The organism is Citrobacter sp. 50677481 (assembly GCF_001463265.1).
GTDB classification, from domain to species: domain Bacteria; phylum Pseudomonadota; class Gammaproteobacteria; order Enterobacterales; family Enterobacteriaceae; genus Citrobacter_A; species Citrobacter_A sedlakii.
This window is the reverse complement of sequence record NZ_LNHZ01000018.1, coordinates 63,361-80,242: the sequence shown is the minus strand read 5'-3', so window position 1 is coordinate 80,242 and position 16,882 is coordinate 63,361. Positions and strand designations below refer to the sequence as shown.

The following is a 16,882-nucleotide window of genomic DNA, read 5'->3' as shown; positions in this document are numbered from 1 at the left end:
TACGGTGTATTATTTGACCGTTATAAATCGCTTGCCGTGCCAGATCCCAATATGTGAACGTGAATGGTTTACGTCGGTATATTGCAGTTTTATTTTTGTTCCCGGCATGACGTAATAACGCTCGCGGCAACCTTTGCCATTCTCGCGTGCCTTGTCTTTACAGGCGCCATACGCGATGACCCGAAAGGAGACATTGCCGGTATTGCTAATAACGTCACCGCTGCGGCTGTAATTAAAATTTTCTTTACGCGGCGCGACGACCAGAATGGTGCCAATCTGCGCGGAAGCGGTAGCTACCGCCATTTTATTGGCTTTGGTTTCAGCATTTTCACTGACCGGCTCGTCAACCCATTGCAGACGATAATAGCGTTCGGTGTCGTCCTCCGGACCTTTATAGAAAAAACGGAACACATCCGTCGCCTGTCCAGGGAGGATAAGATTCGCGGGTGTGGACAGCAGTTCGCCGTTATTCGCTGGTTTAATCTCGACGCCATCCGCAAGGGGCGATGACAATTGTTTTACCGAGACGCTAACAAAGCGGGCGGAATCCGTCGTATTGGTGATCTCTTTCGATAATGAACTCTCCGTGGACGTCATTATCGACGTGATATCACCGACGTTAATTGCCCAACCTGAAAAGGGTGCGAAAACACCTGTGAAAATAGCGGCGGTAAAATATTTCTTCATGATAATTGTCCCTGAAAAATTCGGGAGAGTACTCTCCCGAATTCGTTATCATCACGATTAAGGCGTCGTGGTCGGCGTCGTCCAGGTTGCGTTGAACTGAACTTTCACATCACCGCTCCAGTAGCCGTCCGGCAGAGTGGAATAGTCGGTTACCGGGGTGGTGCCGTCGACCGTTGCGGAAGCAATGGTAAATTTGAAATTAGACTGATCGCTGACGCGCTCAGTGCCATTGTATGCGCCTTCCGCCAGCAGGTTTTCCAGGCCAGAGGTTTTAGATTTATTGACCAGAACGGTTTCGCTGGCGCTGGAAAGCGCGGTGCCATTCCACGCAACGCCTACGTCAAGCGTTGACGCATCGCCGCTGGCGTTGGTCAGCGTATTGCTAATAACCTGAGCAGTCAGTTCAAAGTCAGTCGCGGTGTCCTGACCCTGAATGGTAATATCAAACGCGCCGTCCTGGGAATTAAACGCATTTAACCCTTCGGCGTACTGAAAGGTCAGGGAATTAAGCGGGGTAACGACCAGCATACTTTTGGTATCTTTCGTTGCCGTAGCATCCCATGAGGCGGTCGCAGAGGCCGTTACATCAGCCGTCGCATTTGCTGCCGCAAAAACAGAAGCCAGAGAGGCAACCAGTAATATTTTTTTCATTTTTGTCTTCTCCTAAGAACTTATTCTCTGCGGGCGTCTGTTTATAAAATGGAAGCCAGCAGATCCTTTATTTGCGAACAACAATTGCCGCGATAAAAATTATCTTTTGAAATATATGTGTACTCAACAGTCGATAAATTTTATGAATAATAAAAAAGCCAGGAATTTTCCATTCAATAACGGCGATAAAGGGTTTTGTGTAGTATCTTTGTTTGGCAGAGAAGTTTGTATTAGGTTTTTTCTCTAAAAATAACACTGAAATAGATTTTTGGCCTGTTTTGACTTTTTGATTAAAATCAAAAAGTCAGTGAGCGCAAAGACCAGGAAATTTCTTATAAAACATAATGATACAGATTTATAACGCAAACGTTTTTAAATGCTTATTTTTTGTTAAAAATATGATAAATTTTATTTAAGATCGGAAAATTCTTATGTTTTTCGGGAGAACTGGAGAATATTCCGATATTTGCGCGTGTTTTTATGTCGCAGGCTGTTACTGATCAAGAGATTTATAAACGTCAGAAACAGTTTGAGGTGGGCAGAAAATGACACTCCGTGTCGTGACGGACGGGAATCCTTTAAAGCAGACTCTTTAACCCCAGATAACTATGTAGCGTGACCGTTCGGACGCGATGCAGACTAATGAGTCCAAGGTGTTCAAGCGCTTTTAATGACCGACTCACTGTTTCTATTTTAAGTTCCAGATAACTGGCGATATCTTCCCGGGAATAAGGCAGACGCAGCGTCGTTTCCGGACGGCCAATTCGCAAATGCATTTCATAGAATTCCACCAGAAAGGCGGCAAGTTTCGCGTCGGCATGTTTATTGGCGTAGCGCTGAAGCTTTTCCACCATAAAGCCGCTGTCATGGCTGAGAAATTTAATCACCGACGCCGCAACCGTAGGGTCGTTAGCGGCGGTTTCAAGTAAGCGGGAAAGATTGATATGACATATCTCGGCAGCCGTGGCGGCTTTAAGTGTCGAAAGATAGCGTCCATCGTTTATCGCATCGAGCGCCATGATGTCGCCTGGCAGAAAGAAACGACTGACCACCGCCTTGTTATTCATTTCTACCTGAGCGGTGCAGTACCCCTCATGAATAACAAACAGCGACGCTGCCGGTTTTCCCTGTGAGGCGATGATATCGCCTGGCGCAAATCGTCTTCTCTTGTCGATCAACCCTCGTTCATTGTTACGGTCAATCGCGGTGCCTTTAGGACAGAGGGAACAGTGACGGGGAGGGAAAGGATTGCCGAGCGGCATGATGGAAATTCTACGTTCTCGCTTTTCCGGTTTCACGCAACAACTCCTGAGGCAAAGAGGGGGATTTTATCGCATCACCGCGCCGGGACAAGGGAATCGGCATCACTCCAGGAATTTTCATTGCGGGTCGTGATTATCTCACGCGCAAGGTTCGCCACGGATGAGGCCGCAATGGGCCGACGCCTTATGCGTCGGCTTTATCTTCACACACGTCCCGTTCCTCGCGCTTTCGCAGCATCAACGCCTCCAGTTCCATTCCGTTCACCGGCGGGGAAATAAGGTAGCCCTGAAAACGATCGATACCCAGCGCCTTCAGCATCCTGAACTTTTCGTCGCTGTCCACGCCTTCGGCAACGCAGCGGCTGCCGGTCAGCTTGCAGTAATAATGCAGACTTTTGATCAGCGCCAGCGCGTGGGGATCGTGCTGCATCTCGTTAACAATGCTCATATCCAGCTTGTATTCGTTAAAGCGGATCTGTCTGACCGGAAAAAACACGCTACCCTGCGAATAACAGTCGTCCAGCGCAATACGAAAACCGAGCCGCTGTAATTCTGCAATGTTGGCGGCGGCGTGAGCCTGTAACCGGAAATCAATGGTTTCAGCAAATTCCAGTACCAGCCTGTCGACATGTCGGGGCTGGCGCAACTGTTGACGTGCGGTTTCCAGCATGCGGGGAAGATGGATGTGACCGGCAATCGCTCGCGGTATGTTAATGGAGAAATAAAACGAGCCTGGATAGCGATTGATCTTCTGCACGGCCTCCTGCAGAACAAAGGCGGTGAGCACCAGCCAGGCATAGTCGGCCTGTATCTCTGGCAAAAACGCGCCGGGCTGGAGAATCGTCCCGTCGCGCCGCCAGCGCGAGAGGATCTCCATACCCTGTAGCCGCTGTTCGTCATCCACGATGGGCTGGAAAACCGGAAAAAGATCCCGGCAGTGGATTGCATGCACAAACTCACGCTCAAAAGCAGAGAGATCTTCGCCGTCTATTTTATTCTGCGCGGTCACCGGGTGACCGGGAAAATTCGCCGCCAGCTGCGGGTGATGTTCCGCCATCTTTTTCAGTCCTGAAGTTCTCTGGTTATAAAGGGTTTTTTGGCTCACGCCACGGTGCAGCGCCCGTTCCGCAATGTTGGCGCCGTGCAGTAAATCGAGAATGGTGATCAGTTCCGGTTTGCTGAGGCCGGCGGCGGGTTTATGGCGAATCAACGCCTCCTTTTCCGCCAGCGTCGGCAGGGGCGGATACGCCTGTAAAGCGTGACCGCGAAGCAGCGCCGCAATACAGCGGGCGGGCAGGTCGGACGAGGCGGCGCGCACTTCGGACAGCAACGCGCGGTCGGCGACAAGATGAAGAAGCGTGTGCCACAGCCAACCATTCGGACAGCGGCTGAGGATCAGCATCGGCAACGGCGTGGCGGCCTGATCCAGCAGAAGGGCCGCCTGTTGCAGCGTTGTGAGCAGCCAGAGAGGATCCTCCGGTAAAAACACCACTATCCGGCGTGCCGACGCCAGCGCCGGCAGCGGCGTCATCACCAACGTTTGCGGATGCAGACGCGTCAGATGCCCACGCTCTGGCGTCATCATTCTCGCCACTCCCTCGGCAGCGAACGCGCAGGGCGACAGAACATAATCCTGTCGTAACCCGCCTGCGTTACTGATAAACAAACGTCACCCCAATGATTGACTGTACGTTGCCTGCCGTGACCTGTCCGCTGGTGCGTGCGTAGTTGGCGGTGAGACCGAGACTGACGGCGGAGGTGCTTACCGTACCCAAAGAGACCGTACTGTTGGCGGGCACGATGCTGCCGTTGCGGGTAAGCTGAACGCCCACTCCTTTCGCCGGCGTGGCCGAGGCGGTATTGGTGAAGATCGAGTTTGCGGCATCCGCGGTGGCGCCGGAAAGGTAATACGCCAGATTCTGGCTTTGCGCGCAGTAGACCGTTAGCGGGATTGCTACAGAGCCGGGGTAGTCGGGTAGCGTCACCGTCACGTTGCGGGCCGAAACGTCGCAGCCGCCGGTGGGCACCACCACGTTGTTGTTGGCGTAGATGTTCCAGATAAACTGAAAGTCGTCGCTGTTTTTGTCGTTTCGCTGGCGAAGGATCAGCTTTGCGATAAGCGTACCCGCGCTGATCGCCACCCCGCCAGCGGAACTGATGGGCGTCAGGTAGAGAATGGTCGGCCACGGCTGATCGGTTTTCGAATTGTAGATGATCCGCGCGGTTTCGCTGGTGGTCGGGAACGGATAGCTGGTGCCATTATATTTGACGGTACCGGAAAAGCTCGACAAAACGCCGCCGTAGGCGGAACCCTGCTGAAGGGTCACATAGTCGGTCATGCTTTCCGGGTAGTCGTTATGACAAAAAATCTGCGTTGAAAGATCCACCACCAGGTTTTGCCCGACGTTGACGGCAGGCGCGAGATTGACATAGACATTAGCACTGCCGCCGCCAATGGGGATGGTCGTTCCGTTGGCGGTTTTACAGGCGAAGGACCAGGCGTTGAGCGACCAGCCCAACAGCAGCAGGGTGGTAAGTAGGGCGAACACTTTTTTCATCAACTTTTTCTCCTGCTCAGGCATAGGTATAAGTCACGTTAATCACCGCCTGAATCGTCCCCTGGGTCGCACCGCCGTTCACCGAGAGCGCTCTAACCTGCAGGGGAAAACGGGCGGACTGCGAGGCGTCATCCACCTGTACTGATTTTGTTGCGCCGGTGTTCAGGGTATTGCCGCTGTCGTCCTGTAATTCGAGCTGGATATTGCTGGCGGTGCCCTGGTTTTTGTAATAGCCGGTGCTGTCAGCCGTACCGCTGAAGCTGGCGACCACGCGCGAGGTGCCAACCGGACAGTTGCTGAGATCGAGCGCCACGCTGTGCCATGCTGAAGACGATCCGGCAGACACCAGGCTGAAGGTGTAAAGATCGCCAAGATCGACGGTGGCATTGACGGTAGAGACCGTGCAGGGCTTCGCCACCACCTTGCCGTTTACCGTGATGGTCACGTCGGCGGCGTGCGGCGTTGGGGAGACCGCCAGCAGTACCGTTAACAGCCAGCCGGATTGAAACCATTTCATCAGAGCCTCCGCTTACTGAAATTCGAGAGTAAATGTTGCTGTCGCGTTAACGTGTCCCGGCGTTACCGGCACCTGTGTCGCCATCAGACGGGCGTAAAAATTCAGCGTGTTAGGCTGTCCGGGCGTCAATGTGGTCCACGGAATAGCGGAGGAAGCGGCGTTGAGCGGCAGCGACGTCTGCTGGCCATTGAGGATCTGCACGCCCATTCCCGCCGCCGCTGACGCGCCGCTATCAAGCTTTAACAGGCTGGTGTTGTCGTTATCGGCGACGCCGACAAAGCCCACCTTCACCGCGGTTACTGAACTGCCGCAGGGGGACAGTACAATCCGAAACGGCACCAGCGGCGTCGTCGCGCCGACGCTGCTGAACTGCTTCGCGGCGTTATCCAGCAGGTCGACGGTGAAATCTTTTGATTCCCCCGCCACGGCGCAGGCGTTGTCTCTGACGTAGCCGCTGATGGTGATCGTGCTGTCAGCGGCCCGGGTGTTCGCGGCGACCAGCGAAAGCACCGCGACCAGCAGGTAAAAGCGTTTTTTCATCTTCATGTCCTTAACGGCATACCGCCGTGAGCTGGCTGAGCAACTGTTGCTGGCTTTCGGCGGGGAGACGGTAGTCCGCCGCACAACTGGCGTTCGCGCCGTCGCCCCATTTCACCCGCACGCGCCCCGCAAGCGGCATTCCGCTCAGATAAACCTGGCCGTTATCGGCAACGATGCTGCCGCTCTGGTTGATTTCCGATGTCACCATTGCGCCAAAGGGAACCGGTTTGCCGTTGTGGATCAACGTCATCAGTAGCTTCATCCCGACATGGGCTTTAAATTCCGCACGGACAATCGCACCGTGTGTCGGCACGACGCTGACCACCGCGTCGTCAAGATCGACATTGTCCGCAAGGGTGTTGGTGTCCAGCGCGACGCGGTTTTCCCGGTATTCCGTGGCGTACGGCAGAACGGCATAACCGCGCCAGTCGGTGCGGACACCCGTCTGGTTTTCCACTTTCGCGCCTTCCGCGCCCGGCGCTTTCACCAGCACCACCGTGTCATTTAGCGGCTGGCTGAACGTCACGCCGTTGGCATGCGCCAGCACGCCGCCGCTCATGCCGTAGTAGAGCTGTTTAATGCCGTCGCTACGGCTATAGCCGACGTTGGCGTTGCCGTAGCCGCCGCGATAGCTCAACGCGGCATAGCCGCTGCCGCCGCTGTTGCCCTCGCCGCCGCCCGCGTAGCCGGTCTGCACGCTGTAGCTCAGGTTATTGTCTTCCAGTAGCGTGCCGTACAGCCCTGCGAGGTTGGTCATCCGACCGTTAAGATCGTCGGACATGCTGTAGCTGGCGCTGGCGTGGCGCCAGACGGATTTGCTGTCGGATCGCAGCCAGTGACTGAACGGGATATTGACGTTGATGGCCAGCATCTGATCGCGTCCGTCCTGCCAGGCGTTTTTGGTCAGGCTGTAGCTCAGTGTCCAGTTGATGTCGTTAATGGCGGCGTTCAGTCCGGCCTGAAACTGTTCGTCGGCGCTGTCGTTGCCCCAGTAAGTCTGATGGCTGCCGCTCAGATAGAGCGTGGCGGTGCGGCCTAACTGCTGAGTGACACTGACCTGCACCTTGCCGCGCTTGTTATAGGCAAGGTTGTAGTAATCGGTGAACGTGGGCTTCACCTGAATCACGCCATCCTGGGTCTGCACGTCATAGCCGCTCATCCGCTTGTAGGTGGTGTCGGCAAAGCTGTAATACCCCTGCGTGGAATAGCGATAGCCCACCAACTGAATGTTGGTGCCGACATCGGTGAGCGACTTGTTATAGAGAAAACGGACCGACTGACCCTGATGTTTACTGTCATCGGGCAGGGTGGAATTGGCTTGTGTCACGTCAACCGACAGCGCGCCCAACTCTCCCATGTTTTTACCGACCCCGAGATTGAAGGCGCGATAGCGATCCGCCAGTTGGGTGCCGCCATACAGCGTCCAGCCAGCCGGAAGCCCGTGCAGCAGGGTGCTTTGAAAGAATTTAGGTTCTTCCTGCTGATCGTTACCGCTACGGTATTCCCCGGCGGTGAGGGCAAAACGGGTATGGCCTTCACGTTGCAGCACCGGAACCGACGAATAGGGCACGGTGAAATTCTGGCTGCTGCCATCGGCTTCTTTGATCGTGACCTGCAGATCGCCGCCGTTGCCAGCCGCGTAGAGATCGTTAATGGTGAACGGACCCGGCGGCACCGTGCTGTGGTAGATCTCATAACCGTTTTGTTTGACGGATACCTGCGCCGTCCCGCGGGCAATACCGTGGATCACCGGGGCAAACCCTTTTTGGCTGTCCGGCAGCATGTTGTCGTCAGAGGCCAACTGCGCGCCACGGAAGTTAATCCCGTCGAAAATATCGCCGTTGGTGTAACTGTCGCCAAGCGTCAGTCGTGAACGTAAAGGCGTGATATCCCGCTCCAGCCAGGTGTTGACGTGCTGCCACCTGTTTTCATTACTGGATGCACTTCCGCCGCTGCTGTAGCTCCAGGTGGTGTTATCACGCAAACGCCAGGCGCCAAGATTCAGCCCGCTCTGCAAGTTCAGATACGCGTAATGACTGCTGCCGCCGACATCGTTTTCGACATTATTACCCGTAAAGTTGTAGTTCAGCAGCCCGGCGGTGATGCCGTTATCCCACATTTCCGGCGGGATATAACCGCGCGCCTGGCTTCCCATAAAGGCCTGAGGGATGGTCAGGTACAGCCGCTGTTGCCCCACGTCTAAACGGGCAGTGGCGTCTTTAATCATCCCGGTTAACGGCACGCAGGCGTCAGCCGCCAGCGTGTTGATGTCACTGACGGCTGCGGCGTTCAACCCCATACTGACAAGCTGGCCGCGCGTCAGGCATGGCGCTAACCCATGACCATTTTCGCTGGCATTGAAGGTGACGTCGCGGGTGGTCATATACCCATTGTTAAGGTAAATATCCACGCGATACGTGCCCGGCGGCAGTTCCTGCCCCTTTTCGAAGCCGGAAAGATCCGCCACGGCCGCAGGGTCGTCCGCCAGAAAACGCGGGTTAAAATAAAGCTCCGCTTGCGCGGAAAATGAGTGCGAGGCAAGCAAAAGGGCAAAGGGGAGCAGCGCCTGTGCGCCAGCCAAACGCGTGGCGTCATACCGCCTACGCCGGGACCCCAAACGTTCGAGTCCAAATTTCAGATATGACATAGTCCCTCCGGTCCGAAATCGCCCGGCTGTCAGTTCTTTTTTTGTTCAGGGGATCTCGCTGGTTTCCCCGTTCGTCGTTATTGCATTGCGCCTGTCATACGCGGCGTCAGCGCGCCATAATCATTTATGGTCTTGTAAGTAATCTCGCGACCCGCATCGGCCGGTAACTTCACCTGGGCTTCGCCCATCGGTGGGACCAGCGCGTTTTCCAGCACCCTGGTGCCGGCATTGAGTTCGGTGACCGTCAGGTAATAAGGCGTCGGGTTAATCAGCGTTAGCGTGCCCGGCGCGCGGCGAAATCGCAGCTTTGCTGGCGCCTCATCCGGCGACATCGCCAGTTTGGCTGGACGGTAATAGAGCTTGATGCGGCTAATGATCGCCAGTTGCAGGGTGTTCTCGCTGAGCTTCGACTTGTCCATCGACGGAATCGCTTTTACGTTCATCCAGAACAGGCTTTCCCGGTCTTGCGGCAACTGATTATTGGTCGCGTCAAGAATGCGTAAGGTGTTCTCTTTCTTTCCCTGCATGGCAAACAGCGGCGGCGTGACCACAAAGCGTCCGTCCTTCGCGCCGTCGGCGTTTTCCACCCACGACTGGATCAGATACGTGCTGCTGTCGTCATTGTTGGTGACGGCGAGCTGAACCTGTTTCTGGCCCGCCGGATAAATCACCCGGGTCGCGCCCAGCGCCACGCCTGCGTCAGCCTGAGAAGACACGCCCAGGGTGGCGACCAGCAGTAACCCGGCCAGCAGGCCGCGCGTCATAGCCCATGTTTTGTTCATGTTTACCCTTGTTATACTCACCGTCGTTTCCTGTATTCCGTTTCTCTGCGGGTTAATTACTGGTAGGTCAAAGAGAACCAGGCCTGGGCATTCGCGGCCCCCCCGGTTACCTGGCGTCCGGTTGAACGATACTTCGCGATGAAATGCAGCGTCGTTGGCCCGGAATAAAGTCGTGTCCAGCTCAGCGGCGGACTGTTAAGAGGCACCAGACTGCCGTCTTTATCGAATAACGCGATGCCGATCCCGGTCGCGATCCCGGGTCCTTCACCCACGGAGAGCACGTCGGGATTTTTACCATCGGCTACGCCATGAAACGCCACGCCGACACGTTGGCTTACCGAAGTGCTGCAATCCTGAAGATGAATATCAAAAGGCACCGGGTCCGTATCTTCACCTGGCGCATGAAACCGATTACTGCTGATTTGTCCCATCTGTACCGTCATCTGCCTGTCGCCTGCCTCGACGCGGCAGGATTCGGCGATAATGACCCCCTGAAAACGTAAGTTCCCGCCGGGTAACGTCACATTCCATTTGTTCCCGGCCAGCGCGCAAACGGGAAACAGAAGGATCAGCAGACCTGATTTCATCCATTGCATCGTTATCACCTCAGTCCTGTTGCGGATAACGGGCCGTCCTGGCCCTGAATGCGTCCCTGTCAGAGGGATTATTCGTACTGAACTTTGAAGGTTGCGTCGGCGTTTGCGATACCCGCAGTCGCAGCGCCTGTCGCGTAGTAACGCGCCTGGAACGGGATGTTGGTCGGGCCGTCATTCAGGGCTGTCGCCGCGCTAAAGGTTGCGCCGTCCAGCGCCAGCGGGGTGCCCTGGCTGTCGAGGATCTGCACGCCTACGTTGGTTGCGCTACCAGCTGCGGAGTTTTGCAGCGCCAGTACGGTGGTGTTGGTGGCGTCAACCGCTGCGCCAGAGAACGCAACAGACGCTTTGGTGGCGACGCTGGTATCACAATCAACCAACTGAATGTTGAAGCCCACTGCGGAACTGGTGCTCCCCGCCGTCGCCAGTTTTGCTGAACGCACCTGGCCCAGACGAACGGTTTGATCGACAGATCCGGCATCAACGGCGCAGGCTGCGTTAACGACTTCCCCTTTAAAATGTACTGTACCGCCGTTCACCGTGGTGGTATCGGCCAGAGCCGCCGCGGAGGTCAGGGACAGTGCTGACATAGCAACGATTGCCAGTGTTTTAATTTTCATGTTGTTTTCCTTTAAACAAAATCGATGTAACGAACCGAAATGGGCAGTCGTTGTGCCTTCCAGGCATTCCCTATTTCAGCCGAATGGTGCGACTGCCGGTTCTGCACAGTTTTCACCCAATTTATGAGACAATTGGGGCCATTTTGACTCATCGGGATAAATGGCTTTTGGATGGTTTTTTTGTGGTGTTTTTTAATTTTTTGTATTGGTGTTTAATGTTTTTTAAGTGTAAAAAACTGATATTTTAATTTGTTCAGCAAGCGCGAGCAGGAAAGACGTGAGAAGACAAATCGGTGAGAAGCCATCCGTCGGAGAAGAATGTTGTGAAAAAAGACTTAATATAATGATTGGTTAATCAATGAGATAACATGTAATTTGAGATAAATCTTAACTTGTTAGTTGCAATGCTTAACTAAATTTTTTTATGATATAAACAGTTTGGCCCCAATTGACCTGTTCGTTCTACGATTTTCTTTTCCTTTTCAATGATTTAGCTTATTTCTTTTTCCCTTGTGAAATTTCGTCTATCAGATTGTTTCTCTCCCATAATCCGGCAAAACGCGCGGCATTACTGGCGGTATAACGCACGGTATGGCGAATATTGCGATGGCCGAGATAGTCCTGAATAAGTCGCGTGTCCGTCCCCCTTTCGGCAAGTTCATAACCGCAGGCGTGGCGGAGCATATGGGGATGGGTATGGGTGACGGTACCGGCATCAATTCCGGCCGCGCGAATGATGCGATACGCCTGCTGACGCGACAGTGGCGTACCCCGGCGGGAAATAAACACTGCGTCGGTGCGGCCTGCCCCACGCCAGTTCGCGCGCTGTTGGCTCCAGCGTTCGACGGCTTCGCGTTCATCAAAGCGCAGCGGGTGAATGGTTGAAAAACCATTCTTCAGCCGTCGGATATTAATACGCCCCTCATGAAGATCGAGGTCGCGGTAATGCAGGTCGAGGAGTTCACTGATCCGCATCCCGTGACGGAATGCCAGCAGAATAAGGCAATAATCCCGTTCTCCGGTCGGACCGTGACGAGCGGCCTGCATCATCGCCTGAACTTCTTTGCCGGTAAGATAACGACGTCGATTCACAATACATTACTCCTGAATGGGTTTCTGCTAATGAACACCTGTAAAAAACCATGACGATTAAAAAATAATCGACGATGTTAAAGGCGTATTATATGCGGGGAAATAATCACAAAATGGTGATTACATTACTTTTACACATGAGGAAATCATTGCCACATGATAAATCTTATTTTTATTTATTTTAAGGATTACCACAACCGAACCCGAAGGCGTTAATGTCAGGTGGTTAAAAATAAAAGGAAAATAGTTCGCGTTGCCGATATTTTCAGCGAAAGAAGATAAGCTGAATGGTTTAACCTTGGGATTAATAAAAATCTGATATCCAGAGTGATTACAAGGATATAATAAGTATCGCAATTATTAATTACATGAACATGCCTGAACGATAATCATAATTAACATAGGGTTAATGTTGATTAAACTTCGGTAAGCAGAAGGTTATTTTTTAACACCATCCATGGCGTTAGCTTTATCAGAGTGAAAGAGCGTTACGTTGTTTAAGTTTTGTGTCGTCCCAGATACCATAAAAACGCCCGGCGTTGCTGGCGGTGTACCAGACGGTGTGGCGGATGTTACGGTGGCCGAGGTAGTCCTGGATCAGGCGGGTGTCGATTCCCATATTGGCTAAGGCGAAGCCGCAGGAGTGGCGAAGCATATGCGGATGGATTTCCAGCGGCAGTCCGGCGTTATCGCCAGATGCGGAAATGATTTGATAAAATTGCTGGCGAGAAAGCGGGTTTCCTTTTCGTGATAAAAATAACCATTCGCTGTCGGAGTGCGGATACGTTCCGCGAATATCCAGCCAGTTTTTCAGCGCCTGGATTTCTTCACCTAATAAAGGATGGGTGGTAGAGAAACCCTTTTTCAGTCGATGGATATAAATACACTTTGATTTGATATCAATGTCTGAAATTTGCAGACGGCAGATTTCGCTGGCACGAAACCCGTGGATAAAACACAGTAGTGTCAGGCAGTAATTGCGGGCAGCGTGAGGTCCGGTATTGGCTGCTTTGAGAAGCGACTCTATTTCATTCTGAGTCAGGAAGTTCCTTTTTTTGTTATCGGCGGGCTTTGTTGAATAAATCGAACTTTTGCTGAGTTGAAGGATCAGATCACGCATCTTCCCGACAACGCAGACCGTTCCGTGGCAAAGCAAAAGTTCAAAATCACCAACTGGCCCACCTACAATAAAGCCCTCATCAACCGTGGCTCCATAACTTTCTGGCTGGATGATGAAGCTATTCAGGCCTGGTATGAGTCAGCAACACCTTCTTCACGAGGCAGACCTCAGCGCTATTCTGACCTTGCCATCACGACTGTGCTGGTCATTAAACGCGTATTCAGGCTGACCCTGCGCGCTGCGCAGGGCTTTATTGATTCCATTTTTTCTCTGATGAACGTTCCGCTACGCTGCCCGGATTACAGCTGTGTCAGCAGGCGGGCAAAGTCGGTTAATGTCAGTTTCAAAACGTCCACCCGGGGTGAAATCGCACACCTGGTAATTGATTCCACCGGGCTGAAGGTCTTCGGTGAAGGCGAGTGGAAAGTCAAAAAGCATGGCCAGGAACGCCGCCGTATCTGGCGTAAGCTGCATCTCGCCGTTGACAGTAAAACACATGAAATCATCTGCGCTGACCTGTCGCTGAACAATGTTACGGACTCAGAGGCCTTCCCCGGGTTAATCCGGCAAACCCACCGGAAAATCAGGTCAGCCGCCGCCGATGGCGCTTACGATACCCGGCTATGTCACGATGAACTGCGGCGTAAGAAAATCAGCGCGCTTATCCCTCCCCGAAAAGGTGCGGGTTACTGGCCCGGTGAATATGCAGACCGTAACCGTGCAGTGGCTAATCAGCGAATGACCGGGAGTAATGCGCGGTGGAAATGGACAACAGATTACAACCGTCGCTCGATAGCGGAAACGGCGATGTACCGGGTAAAACAGCTGTTCGGGGGTTCACTGACGCTGCGTGACTACGATGGTCAGGTTGCGGAGGCTATGGCCCTGGTACGAGCGCTGAACAAAATGACGAAAGCAGGTATGCCTGAAAGCGTGCGTATTGCCTGAAAACACAACCCGCTACGGGGGAGACTTACCCGAAATCTGATTTATTCAACAAAGCCTTATCGGCGCTGTTTTTCATTAGGTTCCCTTTTTTTTGCAGGCATGCAACTGTTCTGCTCATCACCATCAATCCAATGGCTCTTCCGGTTTTACTCGTTATTTATAGGCACTTTGTCGGGGGTAAAAATCGCCTGGCCCCTGCTGCGCTGAACCGGATAGTTAAAACGGCGGTTGTTCGTTAGGTCATGACGTATTGCCATTCCCTGGGGAAAGCCTCCTCGGACATCTCGCGGTGTAGTGATGTTTAAGACTGAAAAAAAACGGTTTTCCGGGTGGTTTCCACGTCCTGTTCATTCTTACTCCTCTGGATGATGAACTCAGAAGCCCCTGTGGTTGATATAAACACACCAACCGCGCCAAATGTATTGGCCTTTAATCGGCATACGCAACGACCACGTTTTTCGTGGGCGGAGATCCCGACAACCAGGCAAATAGGGTGCAAGTGACTTCAGTGAATACGAAGAACATTATGGCAGCCTGGCTAGCATTCACTGCAATACTACAACAATGATTAAACCATACTGCAAAAAACAGCCTGAGAATAGTCATAATAAGCACAAGCGGGGGTATTGGCGCAAAAATCATATTTTATCATGACCAGGATGATTCCCGCTTAACGCTAAAAAGTTACCGGCTAAACGTGTATTCTTCACCGTCGACAGGGATAAGTTACCCACCATTTCTTGCAGGTTATTTAATCAGGATGTTTGTAATAGCCTATTTTCATTCAAAAAAGTTGTTGGCGTGCGTAACGATTCACCAGGCTGCTTTGTTTGGGGAAATTTTGCGCAGTGGGTATATTTACCCTAACGCAAAGCGCCAGCACAATATAGGTTGTCAGGATGAAGAAATACTTTGCAACAAAAAGGCACCAGGCGAGTAAATAATAACGCAGGCAACTAATATCGTAGTGAAACTGACTTTACCGGGTACGATCCGACCGCAACATCGCGAGCGTCATATCGGGTGATACATTGCTCTGCTACACCTCTTTATCAGTACTTACTGGAACGCTACCCGCAGGTTAAGGCTGTCATACCCTTGGCGAACGCAATACAGATAATGCGTATTAGGATTAATCCTAATTTTGAGTACGGTATTACGTTATTGCGCAATTTTTCAGCATGAAGATGATCAGATATAGGGCTATTTGTTGCAACTATGTTTACTTATGCTGATGGTATTGTTCTTACTGATACAGCAAGAAAAAATATTAACAAAAATATTAATGCTGACTTTTATTTTTCCTTAGCTTGCTAAATTTTATTTTATTGCGTTTTGTATCAAGGCAAAATAATATTTATTTAATCTTAAGTGGGGCTTACCACTGTCTCTATATTAGCGGCAATGTTAATGCATTGTCAGGCTACTGCAATACCTTATACCTCGTATTATCACGAACGGATTGTGAATATTATTAGCAGGACAACGCGAAGGGAGGAATACCGGATATTTAGTGTTCGGTGAAAGTAAACATTAATTATATGTGACAAAAGAGCAAGATAATGAAAAAGACTATTCAAGCAACTGCCGTGTTGGTCAGTATATTCCTCTCTGGCGCAGCCAGCGCCGCAGGAAGTGTACCGACTTTTAAGGGAGCCGGTGGCAATGTTGAATTTACCGGTGAGATTGTTGACAGCTCGTGCAATGTCACCTCGACCTCAAAAAATCTGCATGTCGATCTGGGCCATTGGGCGAAAAGCTATTTCACCAGCGTGGGTGATGAGACGACAAAAAAACCGTTCAGCATCAATGTGGATAATTGCCCGGCATCCGTAACCTCGGTGGCGGTATTATTTGACGGGCAAAAAGATAAAACGGATCCCACGCTGTTGGAAGTGGCAGCCGGTTCTGCAGGAGGCACTGCGGCAACCGGCGTTGCGATAAAACTGTATAACGCCAGTAATGCATCGCAAATTCAGTTGGGTCAGTTATCGGAAGCCGTGGCGCCGGTCAGTGCAAAAGCTCAGCTGGATTTCCTGGCGGATTATCGGGCCACCACGACCACTGTGACCGCCGGTCCCGCAAACGCGACGGCGACGTTTCTGATGGTCTACAACTGATTCCCGTTTGGGCAGGCGTAATGCCTGCCCGGTCAGTGTTCCTGTTCTCTTTTTCCTGATGGTTATTCGCAATGAAACACATTCTTGCCGCTCTGTCGGCATCTTTATTACTGCTTAGCATAACGGCTCAGGCTGGCATCGTGATGGGAGGAACCCGCGTAATTTATCAGGAAGGGAAGCGGGAGGCGTCGATGACGGTAACCAATGCCGATACGCAAACACCGTATCTGGTGCAATCCTTTGTCGATAATGTCGCTGAGGGCGACCCGCGTCCGGTGCCGTTTGTGGTAACGCCGCCGCTGTTTCGGCTTGAGCCTGAGCAGCAGAACGTGCTGCGTATTACTTTTACCGGCGGCGAACTGCCTGCCGATCGGGAATCCGTCTTCTGGTTGAGTATCAAAAGCATTGCGCCGTCGCAAAAAGATGACGTCAATAAGTTGCAGATTAACGTCAAATCCCGTTTCAAACTCTTTTATCGCCCTGCCGGGCTGAAAGGAGAGGCTAACCAGGCCTGGCAAACGTTGACGTTTAGCCAGAACGGAAACCAGTTAGCGGCCACGAATCCCACGCCGTATTACGTCTCTTTTTTCTCTCTGTCGGTGGGCGGGTACGACATTTCTCAGCCGGGAATGATGGCGCCTTTTAGTACCCGGACGTGGAACGTTAACGACCACGGAACGGTGAAATGGCGTGCGATCAACGATTTTGGCGGCGTGACCGACTATGCGCAGCAGTGACGCTAACA

General features: G+C 52.4%; 16 protein-coding genes. 3 read left to right on the top strand and 13 right to left on the bottom strand.

Annotated features, from left to right (window positions below):
• Positions 1 to 9 precede the first annotated feature (9 nt).
• The 13 genes from APU02_RS05235 to APU02_RS05175 all read right to left on the bottom strand — a co-directional run bounded on the left by APU02_RS05235 (position 10) and on the right by APU02_RS05175 (position 13,069).
• Positions 10 to 687 carry a hypothetical protein gene (locus tag APU02_RS05235; protein ID WP_042292091.1) on the bottom strand — a complete coding sequence of 226 codons (678 nt, stop codon included), beginning with the start codon at positions 685 to 687 and terminating at the stop codon, positions 10 to 12.
• Between the two features lie 57 nt (positions 688 to 744).
• Positions 745 to 1,338, bottom strand: a complete 594-nt coding sequence (locus APU02_RS05230) for a common pilus major fimbrillin subunit EcpA (RefSeq protein WP_042292089.1) — start codon at positions 1,336 to 1,338, stop codon at positions 745 to 747.
• Positions 1,339 to 1,916: 578 nt separating this feature from the next.
• Positions 1,917 to 2,636 carry a Crp/Fnr family transcriptional regulator gene (locus APU02_RS05225; protein ID WP_042292087.1) on the bottom strand — a complete coding sequence of 240 codons (720 nt, stop codon included), beginning with the start codon at positions 2,634 to 2,636 and terminating at the stop codon, positions 1,917 to 1,919.
• Between the two features lie 148 nt (positions 2,637 to 2,784).
• A complete protein-coding gene (locus tag APU02_RS05220) occupies positions 2,785 to 4,185 on the bottom strand; it encodes an EAL domain-containing protein (protein WP_082636772.1) in 1,401 nt (466 codons plus the stop codon).
• A 67-nt stretch (positions 4,186 to 4,252) separates the two neighbouring features.
• Positions 4,253 to 5,158, bottom strand: coding sequence for a fimbrial protein (locus APU02_RS05215; RefSeq protein WP_060569496.1), 906 nt, complete (start codon positions 5,156 to 5,158; stop codon positions 4,253 to 4,255).
• Between the two features lie 16 nt (positions 5,159 to 5,174).
• Positions 5,175 to 5,675: a fimbrial protein gene (locus APU02_RS05210; protein WP_042292085.1), complete on the bottom strand. Its 501-nt coding sequence runs from the start codon at positions 5,673 to 5,675 to the stop codon at positions 5,175 to 5,177.
• 12 nt (positions 5,676 to 5,687) lie between these two features.
• On the bottom strand, positions 5,688 to 6,215 hold the full coding sequence (locus APU02_RS05205) for a fimbrial protein (protein WP_060569460.1): 528 nt from the start codon (positions 6,213 to 6,215) through the stop codon (positions 5,688 to 5,690).
• 10 nt (positions 6,216 to 6,225) lie between these two features.
• Complete coding sequence (locus APU02_RS05200) at positions 6,226 to 8,862, bottom strand: fimbrial biogenesis usher protein (RefSeq protein ID WP_060569459.1); 2,637 nt, start codon at positions 8,860 to 8,862, stop codon at positions 6,226 to 6,228.
• A 77-nt stretch (positions 8,863 to 8,939) separates the two neighbouring features.
• Entirely contained in the window at positions 8,940 to 9,665 is a 726-nt protein-coding gene (locus APU02_RS05195) for a fimbria/pilus periplasmic chaperone (protein ID WP_120714867.1), read from the bottom strand.
• Between the two features lie 35 nt (positions 9,666 to 9,700).
• On the bottom strand, positions 9,701 to 10,240 hold the full coding sequence (locus APU02_RS05190; protein WP_042292076.1) for a fimbrial protein: 540 nt from the start codon (positions 10,238 to 10,240) through the stop codon (positions 9,701 to 9,703).
• Between the two features lie 68 nt (positions 10,241 to 10,308).
• Positions 10,309 to 10,857, bottom strand: a complete 549-nt coding sequence (gene fimA, locus APU02_RS05185; RefSeq protein ID WP_042292073.1) for a type 1 fimbrial major subunit FimA — start codon at positions 10,855 to 10,857, stop codon at positions 10,309 to 10,311.
• Positions 10,858 to 11,352: 495 nt separating this feature from the next.
• On the bottom strand, positions 11,353 to 11,949 hold the full coding sequence (locus APU02_RS05180; protein ID WP_042289024.1) for a tyrosine-type DNA invertase: 597 nt from the start codon (positions 11,947 to 11,949) through the stop codon (positions 11,353 to 11,355).
• Positions 11,950 to 12,421: 472 nt separating this feature from the next.
• The gene (locus tag APU02_RS05175; RefSeq protein ID WP_060569458.1) at positions 12,422 to 13,069 is read right to left on the bottom strand and encodes a tyrosine-type DNA invertase; all 648 of its coding nucleotides are present in this window, start codon (positions 13,067 to 13,069) and stop codon (positions 12,422 to 12,424) included.
• Between the two features lie 24 nt (positions 13,070 to 13,093).
• On the opposite strand from APU02_RS05175, the gene APU02_RS05170 reads away from it, so the two are divergent.
• From APU02_RS05170 to APU02_RS05160, 3 genes are all read left to right on the top strand, one after another.
• On the top strand, positions 13,094 to 14,017 hold the full coding sequence (locus APU02_RS05170) for an IS5-like element IS903B family transposase (protein WP_001118621.1): 924 nt from the start codon (positions 13,094 to 13,096) through the stop codon (positions 14,015 to 14,017).
• A gap of 1,562 nt (positions 14,018 to 15,579) precedes the next feature.
• Positions 15,580 to 16,137: a fimbrial protein gene (locus tag APU02_RS05165; protein ID WP_072197076.1), complete on the top strand. Its 558-nt coding sequence runs from the start codon at positions 15,580 to 15,582 to the stop codon at positions 16,135 to 16,137.
• A gap of 71 nt (positions 16,138 to 16,208) precedes the next feature.
• Positions 16,209 to 16,874, top strand: coding sequence for a molecular chaperone (locus APU02_RS05160; protein ID WP_060569457.1), 666 nt, complete (start codon positions 16,209 to 16,211; stop codon positions 16,872 to 16,874).
• Positions 16,875 to 16,882 lie beyond the last annotated feature (8 nt).

Excerpts from the sequence above, each read along its gene's own strand:
- APU02_RS05220 (WP_082636772.1), bottom strand. The coding sequence starts at position 4,185 with ATGATGACGCCAGAGCGTGGGCATCTGACGCGTCTGCATCCGCAAACG.
- fimA (WP_042292073.1), bottom strand. The coding sequence starts at position 10,857 with ATGAAAATTAAAACACTGGCAATCGTTGCTATGTCAGCACTGTCCCTG.
- APU02_RS05200 (WP_060569459.1), bottom strand. The coding sequence starts at position 8,862 with ATGTCATATCTGAAATTTGGACTCGAACGTTTGGGGTCCCGGCGTAGG.
- APU02_RS05165 (WP_072197076.1), top strand. The coding sequence starts at position 15,580 with ATGAAAAAGACTATTCAAGCAACTGCCGTGTTGGTCAGTATATTCCTC.
- APU02_RS05160 (WP_060569457.1), top strand. The coding sequence starts at position 16,209 with ATGAAACACATTCTTGCCGCTCTGTCGGCATCTTTATTACTGCTTAGC.
- APU02_RS05205 (WP_060569460.1), bottom strand. The coding sequence starts at position 6,215 with ATGAAAAAACGCTTTTACCTGCTGGTCGCGGTGCTTTCGCTGGTCGCC.
- APU02_RS05190 (WP_042292076.1), bottom strand. The coding sequence starts at position 10,240 with ATGCAATGGATGAAATCAGGTCTGCTGATCCTTCTGTTTCCCGTTTGC.
- APU02_RS05175 (WP_060569458.1), bottom strand. The coding sequence starts at position 13,069 with ATGCGTGATCTGATCCTTCAACTCAGCAAAAGTTCGATTTATTCAACA.
- APU02_RS05235 (WP_042292091.1), bottom strand. The coding sequence starts at position 687 with ATGAAGAAATATTTTACCGCCGCTATTTTCACAGGTGTTTTCGCACCC.
- APU02_RS05215 (WP_060569496.1), bottom strand. The coding sequence starts at position 5,158 with ATGAAAAAAGTGTTCGCCCTACTTACCACCCTGCTGCTGTTGGGCTGG.
- APU02_RS05210 (WP_042292085.1), bottom strand. The coding sequence starts at position 5,675 with ATGAAATGGTTTCAATCCGGCTGGCTGTTAACGGTACTGCTGGCGGTC.
- APU02_RS05230 (WP_042292089.1), bottom strand. The coding sequence starts at position 1,338 with ATGAAAAAAATATTACTGGTTGCCTCTCTGGCTTCTGTTTTTGCGGCA.